Annotated in this window: 18 protein-coding genes; 8 read left to right on the forward strand and 10 right to left on the reverse strand. The window is 72.2% G+C overall.

The window, feature by feature from the left end; all coding sequences use genetic code 11:
* Nucleotides 1–212 precede the first annotated feature (212 nt).
* Both Q3Y56_RS13335 and Q3Y56_RS13340 read right to left on the reverse strand, forming a co-directional pair.
* Nucleotides 213–626 (reverse strand): DUF6479 family protein, encoded by a 414-nt coding sequence (locus Q3Y56_RS13335; RefSeq protein ID WP_304462149.1) that lies wholly within the window; start codon nt 624–626, stop codon nt 213–215.
* A gap of 48 nt (nt 627–674) precedes the next feature.
* Entirely contained in the window at nt 675–1703 is a 1029-nt protein-coding gene (locus Q3Y56_RS13340; RefSeq protein ID WP_304462150.1) for a nucleoside triphosphate pyrophosphohydrolase, read from the reverse strand.
* Between the two features lie 256 nt (nt 1704–1959).
* On the opposite strand from Q3Y56_RS13340, the gene Q3Y56_RS13345 reads away from it, so the two are divergent.
* Nucleotides 1960–3969 carry a collagenase gene (locus tag Q3Y56_RS13345; protein ID WP_304462151.1) on the forward strand — a complete coding sequence of 670 codons (2010 nt, stop codon included), beginning with the start codon at nt 1960–1962 and terminating at the stop codon, nt 3967–3969.
* A 65-nt stretch (nt 3970–4034) separates the two neighbouring features.
* Here the strand turns inward: Q3Y56_RS13345 and Q3Y56_RS13350 are convergent, their stop codons facing one another.
* Nucleotides 4035–4640: a SurA N-terminal domain-containing protein gene (locus Q3Y56_RS13350; protein ID WP_304462152.1), complete on the reverse strand. Its 606-nt coding sequence runs from the start codon at nt 4638–4640 to the stop codon at nt 4035–4037.
* 250 nt (nt 4641–4890) lie between these two features.
* On the opposite strand from Q3Y56_RS13350, the gene Q3Y56_RS13355 reads away from it, so the two are divergent.
* Nucleotides 4891–6348, forward strand: a complete 1458-nt coding sequence (locus tag Q3Y56_RS13355; protein ID WP_304462153.1) for a DUF2079 domain-containing protein — start codon at nt 4891–4893, stop codon at nt 6346–6348.
* 47 nt (nt 6349–6395) lie between these two features.
* On the opposite strand, the gene Q3Y56_RS13360 is transcribed toward Q3Y56_RS13355, so the two are convergent.
* The 3 genes from Q3Y56_RS13360 to Q3Y56_RS13370 all read right to left on the reverse strand — a co-directional run bounded on the left by Q3Y56_RS13360 (nt 6396) and on the right by Q3Y56_RS13370 (nt 11872).
* Nucleotides 6396–9737 carry a S8 family serine peptidase gene (locus tag Q3Y56_RS13360; protein WP_369696742.1) on the reverse strand — a complete coding sequence of 1114 codons (3342 nt, stop codon included), beginning with the start codon at nt 9735–9737 and terminating at the stop codon, nt 6396–6398.
* A 249-nt stretch (nt 9738–9986) separates the two neighbouring features.
* A complete protein-coding gene (locus Q3Y56_RS13365) occupies nt 9987–11261 on the reverse strand; it encodes an Ig-like domain-containing protein (protein ID WP_304462154.1) in 1275 nt (424 codons plus the stop codon).
* Nucleotides 11262–11560: 299 nt separating this feature from the next.
* Complete coding sequence (locus tag Q3Y56_RS13370) at nt 11561–11872, reverse strand: hypothetical protein (protein WP_304462155.1); 312 nt, start codon at nt 11870–11872, stop codon at nt 11561–11563.
* A gap of 109 nt (nt 11873–11981) precedes the next feature.
* On the opposite strand from Q3Y56_RS13370, the gene Q3Y56_RS13375 reads away from it, so the two are divergent.
* Complete coding sequence (locus Q3Y56_RS13375; protein ID WP_304462156.1) at nt 11982–12284, forward strand: hypothetical protein; 303 nt, start codon at nt 11982–11984, stop codon at nt 12282–12284.
* A gap of 59 nt (nt 12285–12343) precedes the next feature.
* Here the strand turns inward: Q3Y56_RS13375 and hutH are convergent, their stop codons facing one another.
* Nucleotides 12344–13888: a histidine ammonia-lyase gene (gene hutH, locus Q3Y56_RS13380; RefSeq protein ID WP_304462157.1), complete on the reverse strand. Its 1545-nt coding sequence runs from the start codon at nt 13886–13888 to the stop codon at nt 12344–12346.
* A 241-nt stretch (nt 13889–14129) separates the two neighbouring features.
* Complete coding sequence (locus Q3Y56_RS13385; protein WP_304465590.1) at nt 14130–15275, reverse strand: GGDEF domain-containing protein; 1146 nt, start codon at nt 15273–15275, stop codon at nt 14130–14132.
* A 304-nt stretch (nt 15276–15579) separates the two neighbouring features.
* On the opposite strand from Q3Y56_RS13385, the gene Q3Y56_RS13390 reads away from it, so the two are divergent.
* Entirely contained in the window at nt 15580–16374 is a 795-nt protein-coding gene (locus tag Q3Y56_RS13390; RefSeq protein WP_304462158.1) for an enoyl-CoA hydratase/isomerase family protein, read from the forward strand.
* Between the two features lie 177 nt (nt 16375–16551).
* Here the strand turns inward: Q3Y56_RS13390 and Q3Y56_RS13395 are convergent, their stop codons facing one another.
* A complete protein-coding gene (locus Q3Y56_RS13395) occupies nt 16552–17622 on the reverse strand; it encodes an adenylate/guanylate cyclase domain-containing protein (RefSeq protein ID WP_304465591.1) in 1071 nt (356 codons plus the stop codon).
* 360 nt (nt 17623–17982) lie between these two features.
* Entirely contained in the window at nt 17983–18849 is an 867-nt protein-coding gene (locus Q3Y56_RS13400) for a biotin--[acetyl-CoA-carboxylase] ligase (protein WP_304462159.1), read from the reverse strand.
* A gap of 170 nt (nt 18850–19019) precedes the next feature.
* Between Q3Y56_RS13400 and Q3Y56_RS13405 the strand changes: the two genes are divergently transcribed.
* From Q3Y56_RS13405 to Q3Y56_RS13420, 4 genes are all read left to right on the forward strand, one after another.
* A complete protein-coding gene (locus Q3Y56_RS13405; protein WP_304462160.1) occupies nt 19020–20615 on the forward strand; it encodes an acyl-CoA carboxylase subunit beta in 1596 nt (531 codons plus the stop codon).
* A gap of 14 nt (nt 20616–20629) precedes the next feature.
* Nucleotides 20630–20836 carry an acyl-CoA carboxylase epsilon subunit gene (locus tag Q3Y56_RS13410; RefSeq protein WP_304462161.1) on the forward strand — a complete coding sequence of 69 codons (207 nt, stop codon included), beginning with the start codon at nt 20630–20632 and terminating at the stop codon, nt 20834–20836.
* 84 nt (nt 20837–20920) lie between these two features.
* On the forward strand, nt 20921–21049 hold the full coding sequence (gene mmpB, locus Q3Y56_RS13415; RefSeq protein WP_304462162.1) for a morphogenic membrane protein MmpB: 129 nt from the start codon (nt 20921–20923) through the stop codon (nt 21047–21049).
* Between the two features lie 108 nt (nt 21050–21157).
* The gene (locus Q3Y56_RS13420) at nt 21158–22621 is read left to right on the forward strand and encodes a penicillin-binding protein 2 (protein ID WP_304462163.1); all 1464 of its coding nucleotides are present in this window, start codon (nt 21158–21160) and stop codon (nt 22619–22621) included.
* The last annotated feature ends 34 nt before the right edge of the window (nt 22622–22655 follow it).

The raw sequence follows: 22655 nt of genomic DNA on the forward strand, positions 1-22655 counted from the left end.
TCCGGCACGCCTTCACGCGCGGGCCGCAGCTCCGGCCGGCCGTCGCCCGTGGGCCGCAGCTCCGGCCGACCTTCACACGTGGGCCTCCTTCACATGTGGGCCTCGCCTCGGACCGGTCTTCATCCCCGGCCGCCGCTCAGCGGCAGCCGGTCGTCGCGGCGACAACAGGCCGCGGTGGTGGCGGGCCGTGGCGGCGGGCCGTGGCGGCCCGGTCAGCCGGTGCCCCACGAGCCGCTGCGTCCCGACGTCCACTTCGGCGGCGGCTCGTCGGTGTCCGACGGCTGGCTGCCGAAGTTCCCGAACTCGTACGGCATGTGCCGCACACCGTCGTGCGGGACCTCCATCGGCTTGCGGCGCTGCGTCTTCACCTCGGTCGGATGCGAGTCCTGATGCCCGGGCCCGTGGTCCGGCGACGTCAGCCGACCGCTCTCGTACTCCGGCTCCGTCTCCCAGGCGCCGGAGCGCGGCTGCGGCTCCTGAGAGGGCGGGAGCTCCTTGTTCCTCACCCTGATGCCGAGCCACACGGCCAGGATGAGGCCGACGACGATGCCGATCCCCGCGACGAGCGGGCCGATGCCGACCAGATGGTCTCGGGCCGCGAGCGGAACAGTGCTGTATGTGCCCATATGTTCTTCATACCCCTATTGGGGCCCTCGCGCGAGGGTTGACCGAGGTCAGACCGCGGACTCCCCCGCCGGCCCAGCGGACTCCCCCGCCGGCCCGGCGGCCTCCACCGCGGCCTCCGCGGCGCGGATCGCGTCCCGGTAGGTCCGGGCCGCCGCCCGCAGCGCCGTCTCCGGCTCCACCCCCTCCGCCTCGGCCCGCACCGCGAGGGCCAGCAGCTCGTAGCCCGGTCCCTGACCTGCGGGGACCGGCACCTGGAGTCCGGCGGTACGCGCCCGGGAGGCCAGCTTGGCGGCCAGCGCGAGGGCGGGCTGCCCGAGCGGCACCCCGTCGGTGACCGAGGTGCGCTGCTTCTCGATCGCCTTCGTACGCAGCCAGTGCGCCTTGACCTCGTCGGCGGTCTCGGCGGTCTCCTCGCCGAAGACATGCGGGTGGCGGTGGATGAGCTTGTCCACGATGCCGCCCGCCACGTCGTCGATGGAGAACGGCTCGTCCGGGTCGTCCTGCGCGATCCGGGCGTGGAAGACGACCTGGAGCAGCACGTCGCCGAGCTCCTCGCGGAGCGCCTCGCGATCGCCCGCCTCTATGGCCTCGACGAGTTCGTACGCCTCCTCGATGCCGTACTTCACCAGCTCGGCGTTGGTGCGCTCGCCGCTCCAGGGGCATTCGGCGCGAATCCGGTCCATGACCTGGACGAGGTCGAGCAGGCGCGCGCCGGGCAGGTCGTAGGAGCCGGGCAGCAGCTCCAGGTCGGGCATCTGCTCACGACCGGAGCCGGCCATCCGGGCCAGGCCGTCGGTGAGCGCGGACTCGCCGTCCGCCGAGGAGATCACGACGGCCGTGCGGCCGCCGTCGGCGCAGAACTCCACCAGTTCACGGGCGGCGGGTTCGGCCCGTTCGACCTCGATGCCCGCCTCCCGCAGATACGGCAGCTGGGGGTGGTCGAGGTCGGCGCACAGGACGCGGTCGGCGGCGCGCAGCGCCTGCCAGGCGGGCCAGGACAGCAGGCCGGGCGCGACGCGGTGGCTGGTGGTGAGCAGGACCAGGCGGCCGGGGCCGCTGAGGCGGGGAACGTTCACGCTTCGAACGTAGCGCAGCGCCGTCCCCGACCCGCCCCGCGCACCCTCGCGCCGCGGCTCCGACCCCGTCGCCGACACCCGTCAGTTCGCATATGCAAATTCGCCGTGCGGCCCCGACTACTGACGCGTAACCCTTCCATTGTGATGTGACGTGTGAAATTTTACCTCTGGACACCTCCCACACGTGTCCATGTCAACAACACCCCCCATCTCGTTCTCACCCCCCACGGGAGAGCAACAACACGGGAGAGCAACCATGCGATTGCCTTCGGCACGCAAAAAGGCGAGGTCGCTCGCGGCCCTCGCGCTGGCGCTCGGCGTCAGCGGCGGTCTGATCGCCGCCCAAGGGCACGCCACCCCGCCCAAGGACTCCGGCCGACCCGGCACCCCCATATCCGCCGGGCCGTCCGCCGACGGACCGGGCCCCCTGGCCCAGCTGGGCGCCGTCCCGGACGCCGGCGGCCACGGGCACGATCACGGGCACGTGGACGCGCGGGCGCCGAAGCCCGCCGACCGCCCCCCGTTGACCGTCTCCAACGACGCCCAGCGGGTCGACTACAACCTGCACAGCAAGCCCACCCCGCGCAAGCGCCCCTCCATGCGGCAGCAGAAGTCGGCGCGCGCCGCCGCTGCCGAGTGCAACGTCAGCGACTTCACCTCGAACACCGGCAGTGCCCTGGTCGAGAAGATCAAGGGTGCGACCACCGAGTGCATCAACACCCTGTTCAGCCTGACCGGTTCCGACGCCCGCGGCGCGTTCCGCGAGGAGCAGATGGTCACGGTCGCCGACGCCCTGCGCGAAGGGTCCGCCTCCTACCCCGGTGACGGCTCCACCGGCATGCCGCAGATCGTGCTGTTCCTGCGCGCCGGGTACTACGTCGCGTGGAACCACCAGGACGACGTCGGCGAGTACGGACCCGAGCTGCGCAGCGCCATCCAGGGCGGGCTCGACGCCTTCTTCGAGTCGGAGCACTCGCACGACGTGACCGACGCCAACGGCGAGACGCTCGCCGAGGCCGTCACCCTGATCGACAGCGCGTCGGAGAACGCCCGCTACCTGCCGATCGTCAAGCGGATGCTGGAGGGCTACGACAGCAGCTACGACAGCTCCTACTGGATGGTCACCGCGGTCAACAACGCCTACAGCGTGCTCTTCCGCGGCCACCAGATGCCGGAGTTCGTGACCGCGGTGGAGGGCGACCCGACCGTCCTCACCACGCTGTCCGACTTCGCCCTCAACCACCTCGACCTGCTCGGCGGCAAGCAGAGCTACCTTGCCTCCAACGCCGGGCGTGAGCTGGCCCGGTTCCTGCGCCACGACTCCCTGCGCGACAAGGTCCGGCCCATGGCCAAGGAGCTGCTCGGCAAGAGCAGCATCACCGGGCGCACGGCCCCGCTGTGGGTCGGCATCGCCGAGATGACCGAGGAGTACGACAAGGACAACTGCGAGGACTACGGCACCTGCAACCTCAAGGAACGCCTGATCAAGGAGGTCCTGCCGGTCCAGCACGACTGCGGCGACGGCATCACCGTCCGGGCGCAGGAGATCACCGGCGCCCAGCTGGACGAGGCCTGCGACAGCCTCAAGAACCAGAACGAGTTCTTCCACAACATCGCCCGCGACAGCGGACCGGTGGAAGGCGACCTCAACGACACCATCGAGGTGACCGCCTTCGACTCCAGCACCGACTACAAGACGTACGCCGGGATCATCTACGGCATCGACACCAACAACGGCGGCATGTACCTGGAGGGCGACCCGACCGCCGAGGACAACCAGCCCCGGTTCATCGCCTACGAGGCGGAGTGGCTGAAGCCGAAGTTCGCGATCTGGAACCTCAACCACGAGTACACCCACTACCTCGACGGCCGGTTCGACATGTACGGCGACTTCGAGGCGGGTGTCACCACGCCCACCGTGTGGTGGATCGAGGGCTTCGCCGAGTACGTGTCGTACACCTACCGCAAGGAGAACTACGACAAGGCGATCGAGGAGGCCGGCAAGCACACCTACAAGCTCAGCGAGCTGTGGAACACCACCTACGAGAACTCCAACACCACGCGGACCTACCAGTGGGGCTACCTCGCGGTGCGCTTCATGCTGGAGAAGCACCGCTCCGAGGTGGACACCGTGCTCGGCTCCTACCGCACGGGTGACTGGGAAGGCGCCCGGAGGTATCTGACCGAGTCCATCGGCGACCGCTACGACAGCGAGTTCGACAGCTGGCTGACCGAATGCGCGGAGGGCGCCTGCAAGGCCGCCTGATCCGACGTCCGACGGGAAGGGGCGCCGGGCCTGTGGCCCGGCGCCCCTCACGTCTTCCCCTCGTCCTACGCCTCCGTGGCGGCGTGCAGCCACGGCTCCTGGACGAGCCGGGCCGTGCCCTGCGTGTCGTCCCACGAGCCGTACCGCGGGTTGACGTCGATGCGCAGCGCCTTCGAGGTGGCCGCGAAGGTCTCGTTGACCTTCCGCGGGCCGAGCTTCCGCAGCAGCTCGTCGCGGGTCAGGTCCATCCGGACCTGGTCATCGATCTGGCCGGGCGCGATGCCCTGCTGGAGGTACAGGGCGCGGACCCGGGCCGGCCCGCCCTCGTGCTCCGCGGCGTCCTTGAGGGCCTTCTGCACCTGGCGCCGCGTGACGTGGACGCCGTTGTCCGCGCCCGCGCGCTCGATCACCCGGTACTGGATCATCCGGATCAGCGTGTCCTTGCTCAGCCGCCCGGAGTTGGCGACGAGCTGGTCGGCCTGCGGGGACTCGCGCTGCGCGTCCCGTACCGTCCGCACCTGGGCCTGGAGCTGCGCGACGGAGATCCGCTCGCCGTCCACGACCGCCGCGGCACCGGGGTGTGCGTCACTGCCGCAGGCGGTGAGCAGGGGGGTCGCGAGCAGCAGCGCGGAAGCGGCGGAGACGGACAGTGCGGTGCGGCTTCGGAACATTCGTTGGCCTCCCGGCAGAGATCGTGCGGCGGTGCACGGACCTGGCGTTGATCGATGGTAGGGAGTCGGCGGCCGGGTAGCCACCGCTTCGACAAACGATTCGCCAGGGCTCGGGTAGCGCGCGGTCAGCCGACCGGAAGCCTCGACCGCCCCTGCAACCATTCGCCCGGTTTCCCGTATCTTTTCGCACTGACGCCCGCATCGACCTGACGCCCGCACCGCCGCCCGCACGACATTTCGAGGACCTTGCATGGACATGGCCGCCACAGCACCGTCCGGCACATCGGCCCCGGACGCGCCGGCGGAGCCGGCGTCCTCCCGTCTGCGTGACCGGGCGGCCGCGCTGCGCCGACCAGGGGCGGACCCGTACTGGCTGGCCGCCGTGCTCTTCGCCGCGTACGCCGCGCTGTCGGTCTCCCGGCACCGCCGCATGGAGGCCATGTCCTGGGACCTGGGCATCTTCGAGCAGGCGATACGCGCCTACTCGCGCTTCCAGGCCCCGATCGCCGACCTCAAGGGGCCCGGCGCGAACATACTCGGCGACCACTTCAGCCCCGTCACGGCGCTGCTCGGCCCGCTCTACCGGATCTTCCCCGGGCCGATCACCCTGCTCGTCGCCCAGGCCGCCCTGTTCGCCCTCTCCGCCGTCCCCGTCACCCGGGCCGCCGCCCACCTCCTCGGGCGCGGCCGGGGACTGCTGATCGGCATCGCGTACGGGCTGTCCTGGGGCGTCCAGCGCGCCGTCGACTTCGACTTCCACGAGATCTGCTTCGCCGTCCCGCTGCTGGCGTTCGCCCTCGAAGCGGTCGTCCGGGAACGCTGGTACGCGGCGATGCTGTGGGCCGCCCCGCTGGTCTTCGTCAAGGAGGACATGGGCGCCACGGTGGCCGCCATCGGCGCCGTCATACTGATCCGCACCTGGCGGCGGCGCGAGACCCGGGTGCCACTGGCGGCCATCGCGCTGACCGCCTTCGGGCTGATCGCCTCGGCGCTGGCGCTCGGCCTGGTCATCCCCGGCTTCAACGGCGACGGCGACTACGCCTACTGGCAGAAGGTCGACGGCGCCGACTCCGACGGCACCATCCCGTTCGACACCGCGCTGCGCACCCTGGCCTGGATCCTGCTGCCCACCACCGGGCTGCTCGCGCTGCGCTCCCCACTGCTGCTGGCCGCCGTGCCGACCATCGGCTGGCGCTTCGTCTCGCACGAGGAGTTCTACTGGGGCACCGACTGGCACTACAACGCCGTGCTGATGCCCGTCGTCTTCCTCGCCCTCGTCGACGCCCTGCACCGCTCCCGCAGCAGCCGCCGCGGTTGGCTGCGCTCCTACAGCGGCCAGCTCCCCACCGCCGTGGCCGCCGCGGCCCTCGCCCTGACCAGCTCGCTTCCGCTGTACTCGCTGACGGTGCCGGACACGTACCGCAAGCCCGCCCGCGTCGCCGCCGCCGAACGGCTGCTGGCACGGATCCCCGACGGGGCGACGGTCGAGGCGAACGTGGGGCCGATAAGCCGGCTCACCAGCCGCACGCGGGTGTTCTGGGTCGGCGACACCCGGGGAGTGGTGCCGCACTACATCGCGTTGCAGGAAGACGGCCCGCGGACCGCGCGCCACATGATCGACTACGCGCGCCAGCTCCACCCCGACGCGGACTACCGCTTCGTCGGCACCGCCGGGAACGTGTACGTCCTCGAACTGACCACGGACTGACGGGCTGAGGCGGGGGCCCGCCCACCGGAGCAGGCCCCCGCACCGGCCTACGTGGCGAGGTAGGCGCGGAGGATCGCCTGGCTCACCGTGTTGCCCTGCTTGTCCACCGCCTTCGCCTTGAACGAGACGCTCTTGCCCGCGGCCGGGTTCTTCACCGTCACCTTGCCGCCGGTGACGGTCAGCTTCTTCCAGTGCGCGCCGTCGTCATAGCTGACGTGGACGGTCAGCGACTTCAGGTTGCGGCCCGCGGCCGCGCCCCGCACGGCGACCGGGACGGCGACCGTCGCGCCCGCCTTGGCCGTGCTGTCGGCGGCCAGCCGCGGGGTGAAGCGGACCACCGAGGCGGGCAGCCCGGTCCTGCCCGCGACCCGCTGGGAGGAGAACGTCCAGGCGGCGGTGACCTTGGTGGACACCTTGGCGGTCTTGGTGCCGCGGGTGACCGACGTGGTGAGCCGGTAGTCGGCGCGGCCCGCCGGCACCGTGAACACGGCGCCGCCGCTCAGCGGATCGTCGCTGGTGCCCACCTTCTCACCGTCGCGGTACAGCGTGGTGACCGCCTTGTCGTACGCGGACCAGCCGTCGTGCCCGCTGCCGTCGGCGAACAGCGGCAGCTCGCCGCTGATCTCGTTCCCCTCGCGGAAGACGCCCTGGCCCGAGCCGAGCGCGGGCCCGAACACGCCGACGTTGAACCGCAGGGCGTACGCGCTGCCGGGCCGGTAGGCCCGCTCCCTGACCGTGTACGTGGAGTCGGTCTCGCCCTGCGTCCCGACCTGGTCGAAGGAGAGGCGCCACGTCACGCCGCCGCCGTTGACGAAGAGCCTGCTGGTGTGCGGCAGCTTGCGCTCGAAGGAGACGGCCGCGCCGCCGCCGCTGCCGGTCTCCGGGTACGCCGCCAGGTAGCCGGTCTTGCCGGGGGCCGGCGCGCCCAGCTCCGCGGTGACCTCGGCCAGGTCGCGGCTCTTCGCGTGCCGGACGAAGCCCGTGGCCAGCCTGGTGACCTTGCCACCGTACGCCAGGTGGTACTCGGGCCCGTTGCCGCGCTTGAAGCTGTTCGTCACCTGCTGGGTCAGCTCGCCGGGGGCGGACGCCGGCCCGAGGTGGGCGGTGCGGAAGTTCTTGTACGAGTCCAGCCACCAGCCGTATCCGGTGGTGTCGCCCCCGGTGCGGACGGTCATGTCGATGGTGGCGAACTCCGAGGTGGCCCGGGCGTCGGGCACGGTGATCTCGACGGGCTTGGCGGTGCGCGCGTCGACCGTCACCGTCGTGTTCCTGGTGAGGTCGAGCCTGGGCTGGTTGATCCAGTCCGCGCCCTTGAACTCCTCGCCGCCGGAGACCAGCACGGAGCCGCTGAGGACGTACCGCCCCTTGGGGATCCGGACCTTCGCCGCCCCGGTGGTCCCGTCGAACGTCTCGTACCGGCCCTCGGCGAGGCCGCTGACGCCCTGGACCGTGCTCTGGAAGAACTTCGCGGGCCTGCCGTCGCGCCCCAGGTGCCGGAGGGTCAGGTCGTACGACTCGACCTCGCGCTCCACCGCGGCGGCCGTGCGGACGGACTGCCCGCCGCCGGTCGCCGTGACGTACGCGCTGTACGCGCCGTCCAGGGCGCCGCCGAGCCGGGTGTCGGTGGTGACGGACGTGGCCGCGGTGCCGTTCGCCGGGACCGTGAGCCGCTTGTCCTTGAGGGTGAAGAAGCCGCCGGGCGCGGGCTTTCCGTCCGGTCCGGTGGCGGTGACGGCCAGGTCGAGAGTGACCGGCTCGTTCCCGAGGTTGCGGTACGTCAGCTCCTTGGACACCGGCTTGTCGTCGGCGTGCGGCCACGCCTGCGTGCCGAAGGAGAGCGAGACCTGGTCGGCGACGACCGACTGCTTGATCGCCGTGCGCAGGTCGATCCGGCCCGAGCCCTGCTGGAAGGCGCTGTAGCCCTTGCCGGGGGTCGTCGAGCCGGTCAGCGCGGCCTTGATCCGGTCGCCGGGCCAGTCGGGGTGCTGCTGGGCGAGGAGGGCGGCGGCGCCCGCGGTGTGCGGGGCGGCCATGGAGGTGCCGGAGATGGCCACATAGCCGTCGGCGACCGGGGTGCCCTCACCCGCGATGACGCTGCCGGGCGCGGCCGCGGCGCCGATGTCCACGCCGGGCGCGGTCACGTCGGGCTTGACCGCGCCGTCGCCGACGCGCGGGCCGGTGCTGGAGAAGTCGGCGAGCTTGTCCTTCTTGTCGACCGCGCCGACGGTGAGCGCCGCCCGCGCGCTGCCGGGCGAGCCGATCGTGCCCGCGCCGGGGCCGTCGTTGCCCGCCGAGATGACGAACAGGGTGCCGGTCCGGGCCGAGAGCGTGTCGACCGCGGCCTCCAGCGGGTCGTCGCCGGGGCTGTCGGGGCCGCCGAGGCTGAGGTTGACGACGTCGGCCTTCTCGGCCGCCGCCCACTCCATGCCCGCGAGGATGCCGGAGTCGCCGCCGGAGCCGCTGTCGTCCAGGACCTTGCCGTCGAGGATCTTCGCGCCGGGCGCGACGCCCTTGTACTTCCCGCCGGACTTCGCTCCCGTACCGGCGGCGATGGAGGCGACGTGGGTGCCGTGGCCGAAGCGGTCCTTGGCGTCGGCGGCGTCGGAGAAGTTCTTCTCGGCGATCTCCTGGCGGGCCAGGTCCGGGTGGGTCTGGTCGACGCCGGTGTCCAGGACGGCGATCTTGACGCCCTTGCCGTCGTACCCGGCCCGCCATGCCTCCGGCGCCCCGATCTGCGGCACGCTCTTGTCCAGATCGGCCGTGCGAATGCCGTCCAGCCACACCGCGGCGATGCCGGACGCGGCCGTACGGAACGGGCCGCCGCCGCCCGTCGGCCCGTCGGTGAGCGCGTCCCAGGCCGCGGCGGCGTCCTGGCGCGGGGTGGTGACCGCGTCGGCGTTCAGCGTGCGGAACGTACGGCGCACCTCGGTGCCCCCGGCGGCGCGCAGCGCGGACCTGGCGGCGGGCCGGTCGCCCTGGTACGTGACGATCAGCCGCAGCCCGTCGCGCTGCCGCGCGAGGTAGTCGGGCCGGGTGAGTGTGGTGAGGTCGAACAGCCGCTGGTCGAGGCGGCCCTGGCTGACGAGCCGCTGGGCGTCGAGGGGCACCGCGTAGGTGTGCCCGTCGGCCTTCCGGATCTGGATGGGGATGTCTTCGCGTCCCTCGGCCCGCTTCAGGGCGGTGGGGCGGCCCGCGGTGTCGACCGCGATCCGGTCGCCCGTCAGGAGGGTGACCCACTGTGCGGCGGCGCCCCGCGTGCCGTCGGCGGCCGGGGCGCCGCCCCGGTCCTGGGCCGCCGCTGCCGGCGCGGTGGTCAGTCCCGCCGTCATCGCTGTGGCCGCGGCCGCGGCCACGGTGGCGACCCATAACGCCTGTGCTGTTTTACGCAACTTCCCCCCAAGTGAGGACAGTTCACGAAAGGGGCTGCCATCAGCCCCCGCATGCGGAGTATGCAGGGGGTGGTGCGGGCGTTCAACGGGGCGTCGAGAAGGGCCGGTTGGGGCGGGAGAGGAAACGCGCCGAGGGACTGGTCGGGGCGGAGGGGGAAACGCGCCGGGCGGCGGTCGGCTGCTTCTTCGCTGCCGACCGCCGCCCGGCGGTGAGGGGTGCGGAGGTGCTGGGGTCTGCTCCGCGCGGGGTCAGGAGCCGGTCGCGCTCCCCGCGACCCACTGGCTCCAGCTCATGTTCCAGCCGTTGAGGCCGTTCTCGGGCTTGATGGTCGCGTCGTCGGAGTTCTTCACCCAGACCACGTCACCGATCTGCGAGTTGTTGAAGAACCAGGCGCCGTCCTGGTTCGCGTCGCCCGCGCCCTTGGCGTCGTTCAGGCCCACGCAGCCGTGGCTGGTGTTGACCGACCCGAAGATCGAGTCGGCACCCCAGTAGTTGCCGTGGATGAAGGTGCCCGAGGTGGACAGCCGCATGGCGTGCGGCACGTCCTTGATGTCGTACTCGCCCTTGCCGTCCTTGCCGGTGAAGCCGACGGTCGAGCCGTCCATCCGGGTCTCCTTGAACTTCTCGGAGATCACCATCTGGCCGTTGTACGTCGGGTTCTCCGCGCTGCCCGCGGAGATCGGGATGGTCTTGATGGTCTTGCCGTCGCGGACGACCGTCATGGTCTTGGTCTTGACGTCGACCGTGCTGACCTGCGAGTGGCCTATCTTGAAGGTGACCGTCTTCTCCTGGACGCCCGTGACGCCGTTGGACGCCTCGACGCCGTCCAGGTCCAGCTTCAGCGTGACGGTGGAGCCGGCCTTCCAGAACTCCTGCGGCCGGAAGTCCAGGCGGGTCGGGCTGAACCAGTGGCCGACGACCTGCTGGTTGCTGCTGGAGCTGACGGTGATGTGCGACTGCACGTCCTTCTTGTTGGTCACCGCCTTGTCGAAGTTGATCGACACGGGCATGCCGACGCCGACCGTGGCGCCGTCCTCCGGCGTGAAGTTCCCGATGAAGCTGTTGGCCGGGGAGACCGTGGTGAAGGACGAGTGCTCGGTGGCCTTGCGGCCCTCGGCGTCCTTCGCCACAGCGGTGATCTTGTACTGGGTGGAGCGCTCCAGCTGACCGGCCGGCTTCCAGCTGGTGCCGTCGGCGGACATGGAGCCGTTGACCACGGCGCCGGTGGCGGCGGTCATGGTGACGTCGGTGAGCTTGCCGCCACTGACGGTGACCTTCGCGTCGTTGTTGATGCCGGCGTTGGTGGCGCCGTTCTTCGGCGTGATCTTTATTCGGGCGTCCGAGGCGTCCTTGGCCGCCGCCTCGTCGACCTGGGACGACTTGTCCTTGCCGGTGCCCTTGCCGCCACCGTCGCCCTTGTCGTCCCCGCCACACGCCGCGAGGGTCAGCACGCCACTGAGCAGGGCGGCCACGGCCACCATGCCCTTACGGCGCTTACCGTCCGTCATCACTGGTCTCTCCATTGCTGCTGGACCCCAAAAACCCCGAACCGGCGCACTCTTCGTACAAGCACTCCGGCCGTCCATGAAGAACGCCCGCGTATTCGGGACGGTTCCCCGATCAGTAAAACTGTGGGCGACGCCACTTAGCAAAAGCACCGGTCAGACGCGGCGCCCGACGGGCGCGCGAGGCGGCGCGCGCCCGTCGCGCGGCACGCCGGCAGGCAGCCGATCGGACCAGCCGAACAGCCGACCCATCGGACGATCGGACGCGTCGGCCATGCCCCGGACGGCTCAGACGTCGTCGTCCATGCCTCAACGACTCAGAGGTCGTCATCCATGTCCCAGTCGTCCGCGTCCGGATCGTAGGCCACCCCCTCACTCGTCCACGACGCCTTCGCCAGCTCGACCCCCGGCACCCCCTCGACCAGGCTGACCGGATCGATGAGATGCGCCAGGGCCTCCGCCTCGTCGTCACGTACCGCGTCCCGCGCGTAACCGCGCTCCTCGTCGGGCATGAAGTCGTCACCGTCGATGTGGTCGATGGCGGCCCGTGTCAGCGCGCCGGAGTCGGAGACCTCCAGCATGAGGTCGACCCGGATCCGGACATACCGTGATGTTTGCGTAGTGCTCATGCAACGGAGCGTAAGGCGGTGGGGGTCTCGCTTCCGCGCGACCCGCAGTTGTCACTACGATCGGACGCACGAGGCCAATTCGCCGCAGCCTCAAGGGGGATGCATTCCGTTGACCGCACGCCGACCGCTGCTGACCGCCGCTGCCGCCGGCTCGATGCTGTGCGCCCTGTGGTTCGTACCGTCCGCGAACGCGACCGCCGAGCGGGACGCGCGGCCCCCGGCCGGTCAGACCCAGGTCGAGGCCCAGGCACCTGCTGAGACCTCGGACGAGCTGAACCTGGCCGACTCCGGCAGCATCGACGTCACCCCGTACCTCTTCGGCGGCACGGCGTTCCTGGGACTCGGCGTGGCCATGGTGGCCGCTTCCGTGCGCCGGTCGCGCACGGAAGCGTACGGGGGCCGCGCGCTGTAGCCGCGCCCGCGACGGCGGAGGGGGTCCGGGCTGCCCGGTGCCCCCACCGCACCGCGGGGTCAGGCGAGCGGACCGGTGACCGTCTCCGCCGCCGCGACCAGCCCTCCGGAGCGCACGAACGCGTCCGCCGCCGCCAGATCCGGCGCCAGGTAGCGGTCCCCGCCCGGCCCCTCGACGCCCGCGGCACGCACCGCGGCGAGCACCGCCCGGGTGGCGGGCGCGGGCGTGAGCCCCGTACGCAGCTCGACCGCGCGGGTCGCGGCGACCAGCTCGACGGCGATGACCCGGGTCAGGTTGTCCACCGCGGTACGCAGCTTGCGGGCGGCCGACCAGCCCATGGAGACGTGGTCCTCCTGCATGGCGGAGGACGGGATCGAGTCCACCGAGGCGGGCACGGCGAGCCGCTTCAACTCGCTGACCAGCGCGGCCTGCGTGTACTGCGCGATCATCAGCCCGGAGTCGACGCCCGCGTCGGCGGCGAGGAACGGCGGCAGGCCGTGCGAGCGGTTCTTGTCCAGCAGCCGGTCGGTGCGGCGCTCGGCGATGGAGGCGAGGTCGGCGGCGGCGATGGCGAGGAAGTCCAGCGCGTAGGCGACCGGGGCGCCGTGGAAGTTCCCGTTGGACTCCACGCGGCCGTCGGGGAGGACCACCGGGTTGTCGACGGCGGCGGCCAGCTCGCGGTCGGCGACCAGGCGGGCGTGCGCGAGGGTGTCCCGGCCCGCGCCCGCGACCTGCGGGGCGCAGCGGATGGAGTACGCGTCCTGGACCCGCGGCGCGTCGTCCTGGTGGTGCCCGGTGAGCCCGGAGTCCGCCAGCACCCGCAGCATGTTGTCGGCGCTGGCGGCCTGGCCGGGGTGCGGCCGGATGGCGTGCAGCTCGGGCGCGAGGACCTTGTCCGTGCCGAGCAGGGCCTCCAGGGACAGCGCGGCGGTGATGTCGGCGCTGGTGAACAGCCGCGCCAGGTCGGCGCAGGCCATGACCAGCATGCCGAGCATGCCGTCGGTGCCGTTGAGCAGCGCCAGCCCTTCCTTCTCGCGCAGCTCCACGGGTGCGATCCCGTGCTCGGCGAGCAGCTCGGCGGCGGGCCGTACGACGCCGTCGGGGCCCTCCGCGTCGCCCTCCCCCAGCAGCGCGAGGGCGCAGTGGGACAGCGGGGCGAGGTCGCCGGAGCAGCCGAGCGAACCGTACTCGTGGACGACCGGGGTGATCCCGGCGTTGAGCAGCGCGGCCATGGTCTCGACCACGACGGGCCGCACACCGGTCCGCCCGGAGGCGAGCGTCTTGAGCCGCAGGAACATCAGCGCCCGCACCACCTCGCGCTCCACGCGCGGCCCCATCCCGGCCGCGTGCGACCGCACGATGTTGCGCTGGAGCTGCGCGCGCAGGTCGGGGCTGATGTGCCGGACGGCGAGCGCGCCGAAGCCCGTGGAGACGCCGTAGACCGGGTCGGGCTTGGCGGCCAGGTCGTCGATGACCTGCCGCGCCGCGGCGACGGCGGCGAGGGCCTCCGTGGCCGGCTCGACGCGGGCGGCGCCGCGCGCGACGGCGATGACATCGTCGGCGGTCGTCCCGGACGACCCCACCACCACAGTGTGCATATCCATATTCAGGCACCCTAGAGACTGAATCGCGACCTGTCACCACCCGAGTCCGGCTGTTTGCCGAGGCCGTCGGGGTGCGGGGGGGCCGGCGGCGGCCCCCGCCGGGACGGGGGTGGGGGCCCGGCCGGGGCGGACAGAGGGCCCGACCCGGCGAGGCCGGCGTTCCCGGCTCGGGCCCGGGCGGGGCCGGCACCTGGCCCGGGGTCCGGGGCGCGGCCCCGGCGAGACGAACGGCGGCACGGCGCTACGCTCCCTCGCCGGGAGGCGACGCGCGGCCGCGGAAGCGGCGGCGTTCGGCCGGCGGCGCCTGCGGCGGGGAGTCCGCCAGGCGCACCACCGGGTCGTCCGGCCCACCGTCCCGGCCCGCCACCACCGGCTTCTCCGAACGGGCCGCCTTCGCGCGGTACTGGGCCGCGTCCGCCAGCCGGAACAGCCGCCGCGCGCTGCGCACCGGCCCGATCGGGTCGCCCGTCGACGCGACCCCGCACGCGACGCCCTCCCCCATCTCCAGCTCCGCCGCCCTGCGGCACAGCTCGTCCGCCACCCGTACGACCTCGTCCGCCGAGGGGCCCACCTCCAGCAGGCAGAACTCGTCGCCGCCCAGCCGCGCCGCCAGCGCGCCCGGCAGCATCGCCCCGCACAGGGACAGCACCGTGCCGAAGCGCTCCAGGAGCCGGTCGCCCACCGCGTGCCCCAACGTGTCGTTGACCCTCTTCAACCCGTTCAGGTCGCACACCACCAGGCTCACGACCGTGCCGTCGCGGCGGTGCGCCTCCAGCGCCTCGTCCAGCCGTATGTCCACCGCCCGCCGGTTGGCCAGCCCGGTCAGGGGGTCGGTGAACGCCAGCCGGCGCGCCTCCTCCAGCCGCTCCGTCTGGGCGATCCCCGCGGCCGTCACCGCCGCCAGCACCGTCGCGAAGTCCGCGTCACCGCGGTCGAACAGCGGCTCCCCCACCGCCCGCGCCACGTACAGCTCGCCCCACGCCCGCCCGCGCAGCACGATCGGGGCGACCACGCAGCTGCTTCGCCCGCGCCGCCGCAGCGCTGCCACGCGCTGGTGGCAGTACGCCCCGTACGACCCGGCGCACGGGTCCTCCCCGGGCTCGGCACCGGGGGGCTCGGCCACCTCCACCCAGGCGTGCGGCTCGCCGCCCCGCGCCCACTGCTCGTGCAGGAACTCGGTGATCTCCGGGAACTCGTGCACCGGATACCACTCGTTCTCGGGGAACTCCTCCTCCCCCGGGGCCAGCGCGCCCACGTTGGCCAGCACCCGCAGCCGCCCCAGCTCGCGCTCCCAGACCGACACGGCCGCGAAGCTCCCGCCCAGCGCGCCGCAGGCGCGGGCCGCCGCGGACCGCACCGCCTCCGGCAGCGTGTGCGCGGCCGCCATGGCCTGCGCCAGCGCCACCACGGCCGTCATCCGCTCGCCGCCCTGGCCCGTACCGCCGCCTGCCGCTTCGCCCGTCACCGCGCCTCGCATTCCCTCGCCGCGCGCACACCGCGCGCCGCGCCATCCAGCGTAGGAACGTTTGACGGATTCCGCCCTCCTCGATCGACGCTCTCCGGCCTCCGACCTCGGCGGGGAGGCCGCGGCTTGCCGTACCGCCCCGTCGGCAGGCGTAGCGGCGGGTCGGGGTCGGCTGCGATGATCCGGTCAACGATCGTTAACACCGGCGGCACCGGGAGGGCGCACCATGACGGAACAGCGGTTCGGCGAGTGGGTCGGCGTACGGCGGCACGGGCACGTGGCCGAGCTGGTGCTCGACCGGCCCAAGGCCATGAACGCCGTCTCCACCGAGATGGCCAGGTGCATCGGGGCCGCGTGCACCGCGCTCGCCGGGGACCCCGGCGCGAGGGTCGTGGTGCTCACCTCCACCCATGAGCGGGCCTTCTGCGTGGGCGCCGACCTCAAGGAGCGGAACTCTCTTACGGACGCCGAGCTCGGCCGCCAGCGCCCGCTGGCCCGTGCCGCGTACACCGGGGTGCTGGAGCTGCCGATGCCCACCATCGCGGCCGTGCACGGCTACGCCCTGGGCGGCGGCTTCGAGCTGGCCCTGTCCTGCGACGTGATCGTGGCCGACCCGACGGCCGTGGTGGGGTTGCCGGAGGTGTCCGTGGGAGTGATCCCCGGCGGCGGCGGTACGCAGCTGCTGCCGCGCCGGGTGGGAGCCGCGCGGGCCGCCGAGCTGATCTTCACGGCGCGCCGGGTGGCCGCCGGGGAGGCGCGTGAGCTGGGGCTGGTGGACCAGCTGGCCGCCGAGGGCCAGGACCGCGAGGAGGCGCTGGCGCTGGCCGCCCGGATCGCCGCGAACTCACCGGTCGGACTGCGCGCCGCCAAGAAGGCGCTGCGGCTGGGCCACGGGCTGGACCTGCGGACCGGGCTGGAGGTGGAGGACGCGGCATGGCGGTCGGTGGCCTTCTCCGGGGACCGGGCGGAGGGCGTCGCGGCCTTCAACGAGAAGCGGACCCCGGAGTGGCCGGGCGAATAGCGTCCCGCGCGGCCCCGCACCGGCGCGGGGCCGACGCCGCGCGGCCGCCGACCTCCCGCTACGCCTTGTTCGCCGACGTCCCGCCACGCCCTCCGCCCCACCGGCGGTCAGCCGCCGGACGGCGTGAGGGGACGTGGCGGGTGCCCCCGCAGCGCGGCGAACACGCCCCGGAAGACGTCAGCCCCGCCGCGTCAGCAGCCACGGCTCCACGACGCCCAGCCCTCGCACCGGCCGCTGCCACATCGGCTGGAGCGCGAACCGGTACACCGGCGGTTCCTCGCCCCGCTTCTCCGCCTCCGCGGCCGCCTCCGCCGCCTCCGCCTCGGATTCCGGCGCCTCCCCGGTCCGCGCCAGCTCCTCCGCGAGCGCCCCGTCCACCAGCACCGCGTCCTTCGGCGCTATCGACGTCAGCCGGCTCGCCAGGTTCACCGTCGTACCGAAGACATCGCCCATCCGGGTCGTCACCGTCCCGAACGCGATCCCCACCCGCAGCTCCGGCATCGTCTGGTCGTGCGCCATGGTCTCGATGAGCCGTACGCCGATCTCCGCCGCCGTGCCCGCGTCGTCCGCCGAGTACAGCACCTCGTCGCCGAGCGTCTTGATCAGCCGTCCGCCGTGCGCGGCGACCAGGTCGGCGGCCGTCGTCTCGAACGCCTCGACCAGCTCGCCGAGCTCCTCCTCCTCAAGGCGCCGGGTCAGCCGGGTGAAGCCGACCAGGTCCGCGAAGCCGACCGCCAGCCGCCGGTCGACCATCTCCGCGTCGTCCTGGGCCTGCACCACGCGGCCCGTCGCCGCCGCCAGCTGCCGCCGGTAGACGTAGACGAGGAACTCCTCCAGCTCCGGGAGCAGCAGCTCGACCAGCGGGTAGGCGATCTCGGTCCGGGTGAGCCCGGGTTCCTGGGGTTCAGTGAGCCCTTCCAGGAAGGAGTCGATCTGCCAGTCGGCCAGCCGCGCCGTCGTCTGCCCGGTGGACCGCGCGACCTGAATGGCCATCGGTTCGCTCAGCAACCCGGCCTCCACCAGGCCGGAGAGCCGCCGCAGCGCCAGGACGTCCGCCTCGGTGAGCGCCTTGGCCTGCCCGATGTCGGCGAAGCCCATGGCGTGCCAGAAGCGGGTGGCCAGCTCGACGGAGACGCCCGCGCTGCGGGCAGCCTGGAAGGGGGTGTAGCGCCGCTCGGCGCCAAGGATCAGCTGTTCGAGCCGGAGCGCGATCGAGTCGTCCTCGTCGTCGTCGTCGTCCGCGTCCACGTCCGTGTCCTGGTCCTTGCCATGGGCACGGGGATCCGGACCGGCATCCCCGCCGGCACCCGCACCCCCGCCGACGTCCACACCGGCAACCGCACCCGCGCCGACGCCCACGTCGGCCCCCGCGTCCACCTCCGGCGCAGAACCCTCCGCCTCCGGCGCAGAAGGCTGCGCGGAGCCCTCCGCACCGGCCGAGCCGGACGCGCCGGACCCCGTGTCGTCGACGGTCACCGCCCGCCCCCTGTCCGATCCTGGCGCACTGCTTTCCGCTTCCCTCTCCGGTGATGGTCCCGGTTACGGATTCGCCCGCGGCCGCCCCGAGCTGGACGGACCGCCTCAACGATACGTCAGGTGTGCCCTAGCTCACTCTTCCTCGGAAGCGGCGCGCAGATGCACGATGTCGCCCGCCGCGACCACTCCCTGCACCCCGCCCGCCATCGAGAGCACCAGCCGCCCGTCGCCGTCCACCGCGACCGCCTCCCCGACCGCCGACCGGCCGCCGGGCAGCTCCGCACGGACCCGCCGCCCGAGCGTCGCGCACCCCGCCGCGTACGCCTCCTGGAGCCCGCTGGCCGCCGGGTCGCCGTCCGCGGCGCGCCACTTCCCGTACCACTGCTCGATCGACCGCAGGAGGGCGCGCAGCAGCGGGTCGCGGTCGACCGTGACCGCGCCCGCGAGCGCCAGCGAGCCCGCGGCGGGCACCGGTAGCTCCTCGTCACGCAGCGAGACGTTCAGCCCGATGCCGACCACGACCGCGTCACCGGTCCGCTCGGCCAGGATGCCGCCGGACTTGCGCTCCTCCCCGGCCACCGTCAGCAGCAGGTCGTTGGGCCATTTCAGCGCCGTGTCCACTCCGGCGGTGCGGGCCAGCGCGGCGGCGGTGGCGACCCCGGCGAGCAGCGGCAGCCAGCCCCAGCGGGCCTCGGGCACCCGTTCCCCGGGCCGGAACAGCATCGAGAGGAACAGCCCCGAGCGGGCCGGGGCGGTCCACGTCCGGTCCAGCCGCCCGCGTCCGGCGGTCTGCTCCTCGGCCACCAGGACCGCGCCCTCCGGTGCGCCCCCCTGCGCCCGGGCCACGAGATCGGTGTTGGTGGAGCCGGTGGACGGCACGACCTCCACCGAGGTCCACAGCCCGTCGGGCCGCACGAGCGCCCGGCGCAGCGCCTCGGCGTTCAGCGGCGGCCGGTCCAGGTCGTTCCATCTGCTGCCATGGGTGTCAGAAGGGCTCATACGGGCCAGCCTAGGGTCAGGAGGTGTGGCCAACGACGCAGTGCCACACCGCAGTCCCGCCGATACGCTACGAGCCGGTAGCCGAGGTGACCGACCCGGAAAACCCCGTGAACCCCCCGTGAACGCCCCCTGACCACCCCGCCCCGAGGACGAGCAGGAGCCGCATCCCGATGTCCGAGCCGGAGATCGCCCCCGACAGCCACGACCGCCACACCACCGCGGGGAAGCTCGCGGATCTGCAGCGCCGTACCGAAGAAGCCGTCCACGCCGGGTCCGCGCGGGCCGTGGAGAAGCAGCACGCCAAGGGCAAGCTGACCGCGCGGGAGCGGATCGACCTGCTGCTGGACGAGGGCTCGTTCACTGAACTGGACGAGTTCGCGCGGCACCGTTCCACGAACTTCGGCATCGACAAGAACCGCCCGTACGGAGACGGTGTGGTCACCGGCTACGGCACGGTCGACGGCCGCCCGGTCGCCGTCTATTCGCAGGACTTCACCATCTTCGGCGGCTCGCTCGGCGAGGTCTACGGCGAGAAGATCGTCAAGGTGATGGACTTCGCGCTGAAGACCGGCTGTCCGGTCATCGGCATCAACGACGGCGGCGGCGCCCGCATCCAGGAGGGCGTGGTGGCGCTCGGCCTCTTCGCCGAGATCTTCCGCCGGAACGTCCACGCGTCGGGGGTGATCCCGCAGATCAGCCTGATCGTCGGCCCGTGCGCGGGCGGCGCGGTCTACTCCCCGGCGATCACCGACTTCACCGTGATGGTCGACCAGACCTCGCACATGTTCATCACCGGGCCGGACGTGATCAAGACGGTGACCGGCGAGGACGTGGGCTTCGAGGCCCTGGGCGGCGCCCGTACGCACAACACCACCTCCGGTGTCGCGCACTACATGGGCGGCGACGAGAAGGACGCCATCGACTACGTCAAGGCGCTGCTGTCCTACCTGCCCTCCAACAACCTCTCCGAGCCGCCCGCCTTCCCCGAGCAGGCCGACCTGGCGGTCACGGACGAGGACCGGGAGCTGGACACCCTCATCCCGGACTCCGCCAACCAGCCGTACGACATGCACAAGGCCATCGAGCACGTGCTGGACGACGGCGAGTTCCTGGAGACCCAGCCGCTGTTCGCGCCGAACATCATCACCGGCTTCGGGCGTGTCGAGGGCCACCCGGTCGGCATCGTCGCCAACCAGCCGATGCAGTTCGCGGGCTGCCTGGACATCGACGCCTCCGAGAAGGCCGCGCGCTTCGTCCGCACCTGCGACGCCTTCAACGTGCCCGTCCTGACGTTCGTGGACGTCCCCGGCTTCCTGCCCGGCACGGACCAGGAGTACAACGGCATCATCCGGCGCGGCGCCAAGCTGATCTACGCGTACGCGGAGGCCACGGTCCCGCTGATCACGGTGATCACCCGGAAGGCGTTCGGCGGCGCGTACGACGTGATGGGCTCCAAGCACCTGGGCGCGGACCTGAACGTGGCGTGGCCGACCGCCCAGATCGCGGTCATGGGCGCGCAGGGCGCGGTGAACATCCTGCACCGCCGGACCATCGCCGCCGCCGAGGACCAGGACGCCACCCGCGCCGAGCTGATCGCCGACTACGAGGACACCCTCCTCAACCCGTACATCGCGGCCGAGCGCGGCTACGTCGACGCGGTGATCATGCCGTCCGAGACCCGCCGCCACATCGTGCGGGGCTTGCGCGCGCTGCGGAACAAGCGCGAGTCCCTGCCGCCGAAGAAGCACGGCAACATCCCCCTCTAGAAAGGGTTGTTTCCATGATCAAGGTCGTCCGTGGCAACCCCACCCCCGAGGAGCTGGCCGCCGCCCTCGCGGTGGTTCAAGCGCGCGCGGCAGCCGCCGCTGCCGCCGCGCCGGGGCAGGTCATACCCGACGAGTGGGCGGACCCGGCCCGCACCATCCCGAGCGGCCGGGTGCCGCACCCGGGCCCCAAGGCGTGGCGCACCAGCTTCTGGCCTGCCTGATCCGGCGTCATAGTGCTTCCGTGCCGTGGCGCCTGAGTACGCGTACTCAGGCGCCACGGCCGTCCGCGGAGCAGTATCGTCCGCATGCTGTGGTCCGACCCGCCCGATGAGCCGCCCGAGGAGTTGCGCCAGGTCCAGGAGAGGCTCCGGCGCGCGGGCGCGGTGATGGCCGTCGCGGTCCTGATCACCCTGCTGATCCTCAGCACGGGATGATCACGAGCACGGGATGATCTTGGGCACACAAGGGCAACCCCTCCGGCGGTTCGCGCCTCTTCCTTAGAAGAGGTACGACCGCCGGGCACAGGGGAGAGCCGCCGACCGATGAACAGACCGATACGCCACATCGCCGTCTTCAGCGGTCTGCTGATCCTGGCACTGCTGCTGCAGACCACCTGGCTCCAGTTCAAGCGCACCGACGAGCTGGCCAACCACGAGAAGAACACCCGCGTGAAGATCGCGGCGTACGCCCACCCGCGCGGCAACATCATCGTGGGCGGCCAGCCGATCACCGGCTCGGTGGAGACCGACAGCACGTACTACAAGTACAAGCGCACGTTCAAGGACGGCGCGATGTACGCCCCGATCACCGGCTACTCCTCCCAGACCTACGGCGCCACCCACCTGGAAGCGCTCAACAACAAGCTGCTCAGCGGCACCGACGACCGGCTCTTCCTCCAGAACACCCTCGACCTGTTCACCGGCGACGACCGGCGCGGCGGCGACGTCGTGACCACCATCGACCCGAAGGCGCAGAAGGCCGCGTACCAGGGACTGGGCGACAGGACCGGCGCGGTGGTCGCCATCGACCCGAGCACCGGCAGGATCCTCGCGCTCGCCTCCACCCCGTCCTACGACCCGTCCGTCTTCGCCGGCTCCACGAAGAAGGACGGCGAGGCCTGGGACCGGCTCCAGAAGGACAAGCGCAAGCCGATGGACAACCGCGCGCTCAAGCTGACCTACGCGCCCGGCTCCACCTTCAAGGTCATCACCGCCGCCGCGGCGCTGGAGCACGGGCTGTACCAGGACATCAACGCGCCGACGAAGTCCCCGGACCCGTGGACCATGCCGGAGACCAGGGTGCCGCTGCCGAACCAGGACAAGTCCGCGCCCTGCGAGAACGCCTCCCTCAACGTCGCCATGCAGCACTCCTGCAACAACGTCTACGGCAAGGTCAGCGTCGACCTCGGCAAGGAGAAGATGCGCCAGACGGCCGAGAAGTTCGGCTTCAACGACCCCAAGGTCGACACGCCCACCCGCGCCGTCGAGAGCGTCTTCCCGGCCGAGATGGACCGGCCCCAGACCGCGATGTCCGGCATCGGCCAGTCCAGCGTCCGCGCCACCCCGCTGCAGATCGCGATGATGACCGCCGCCATCGCCAACGACGGCAAGCTGATGAAGCCGTACATGGTCGACTCGCTGCGCGACCCCGACCTGGACACGCTGGAGAAGTTCGAGCCGAAGGAGATGTCCCAGGCGGTCTCCGAGGACACCGCGAAGAAGGTCCAGCAGATGATGGAGGACACCGCCGAGAAGGGCACCGGCCGCCCCGGCCGGATCTCCGGTGTCACCGTCGGCGCCAAGACCGGCACCGCCCAGCGCGGCGTGAACAACAACCTCCCGCCGCTGGCGTGGTTCATCTCCTACGCCAAGCAGGGCGACGGCTCCCCGGTCGCGGTCGCGGTGATGATCGACCCCGACGACAGCATCCCGCGCGACCAGATCTCCGGCGGCGGGCTGGCGGGCCCCATCGCCAAGAAGGTCATGCAGGCGGTCCTCAAGAAGTGAGCCCGTTCCTCAGGAAGTGAGCCGTTACGCTGGG

The organism is Streptomyces sp. XD-27, assembly GCF_030553055.1.
GTDB lineage: Bacteria > Actinomycetota > Actinomycetes > Streptomycetales > Streptomycetaceae > Streptomyces.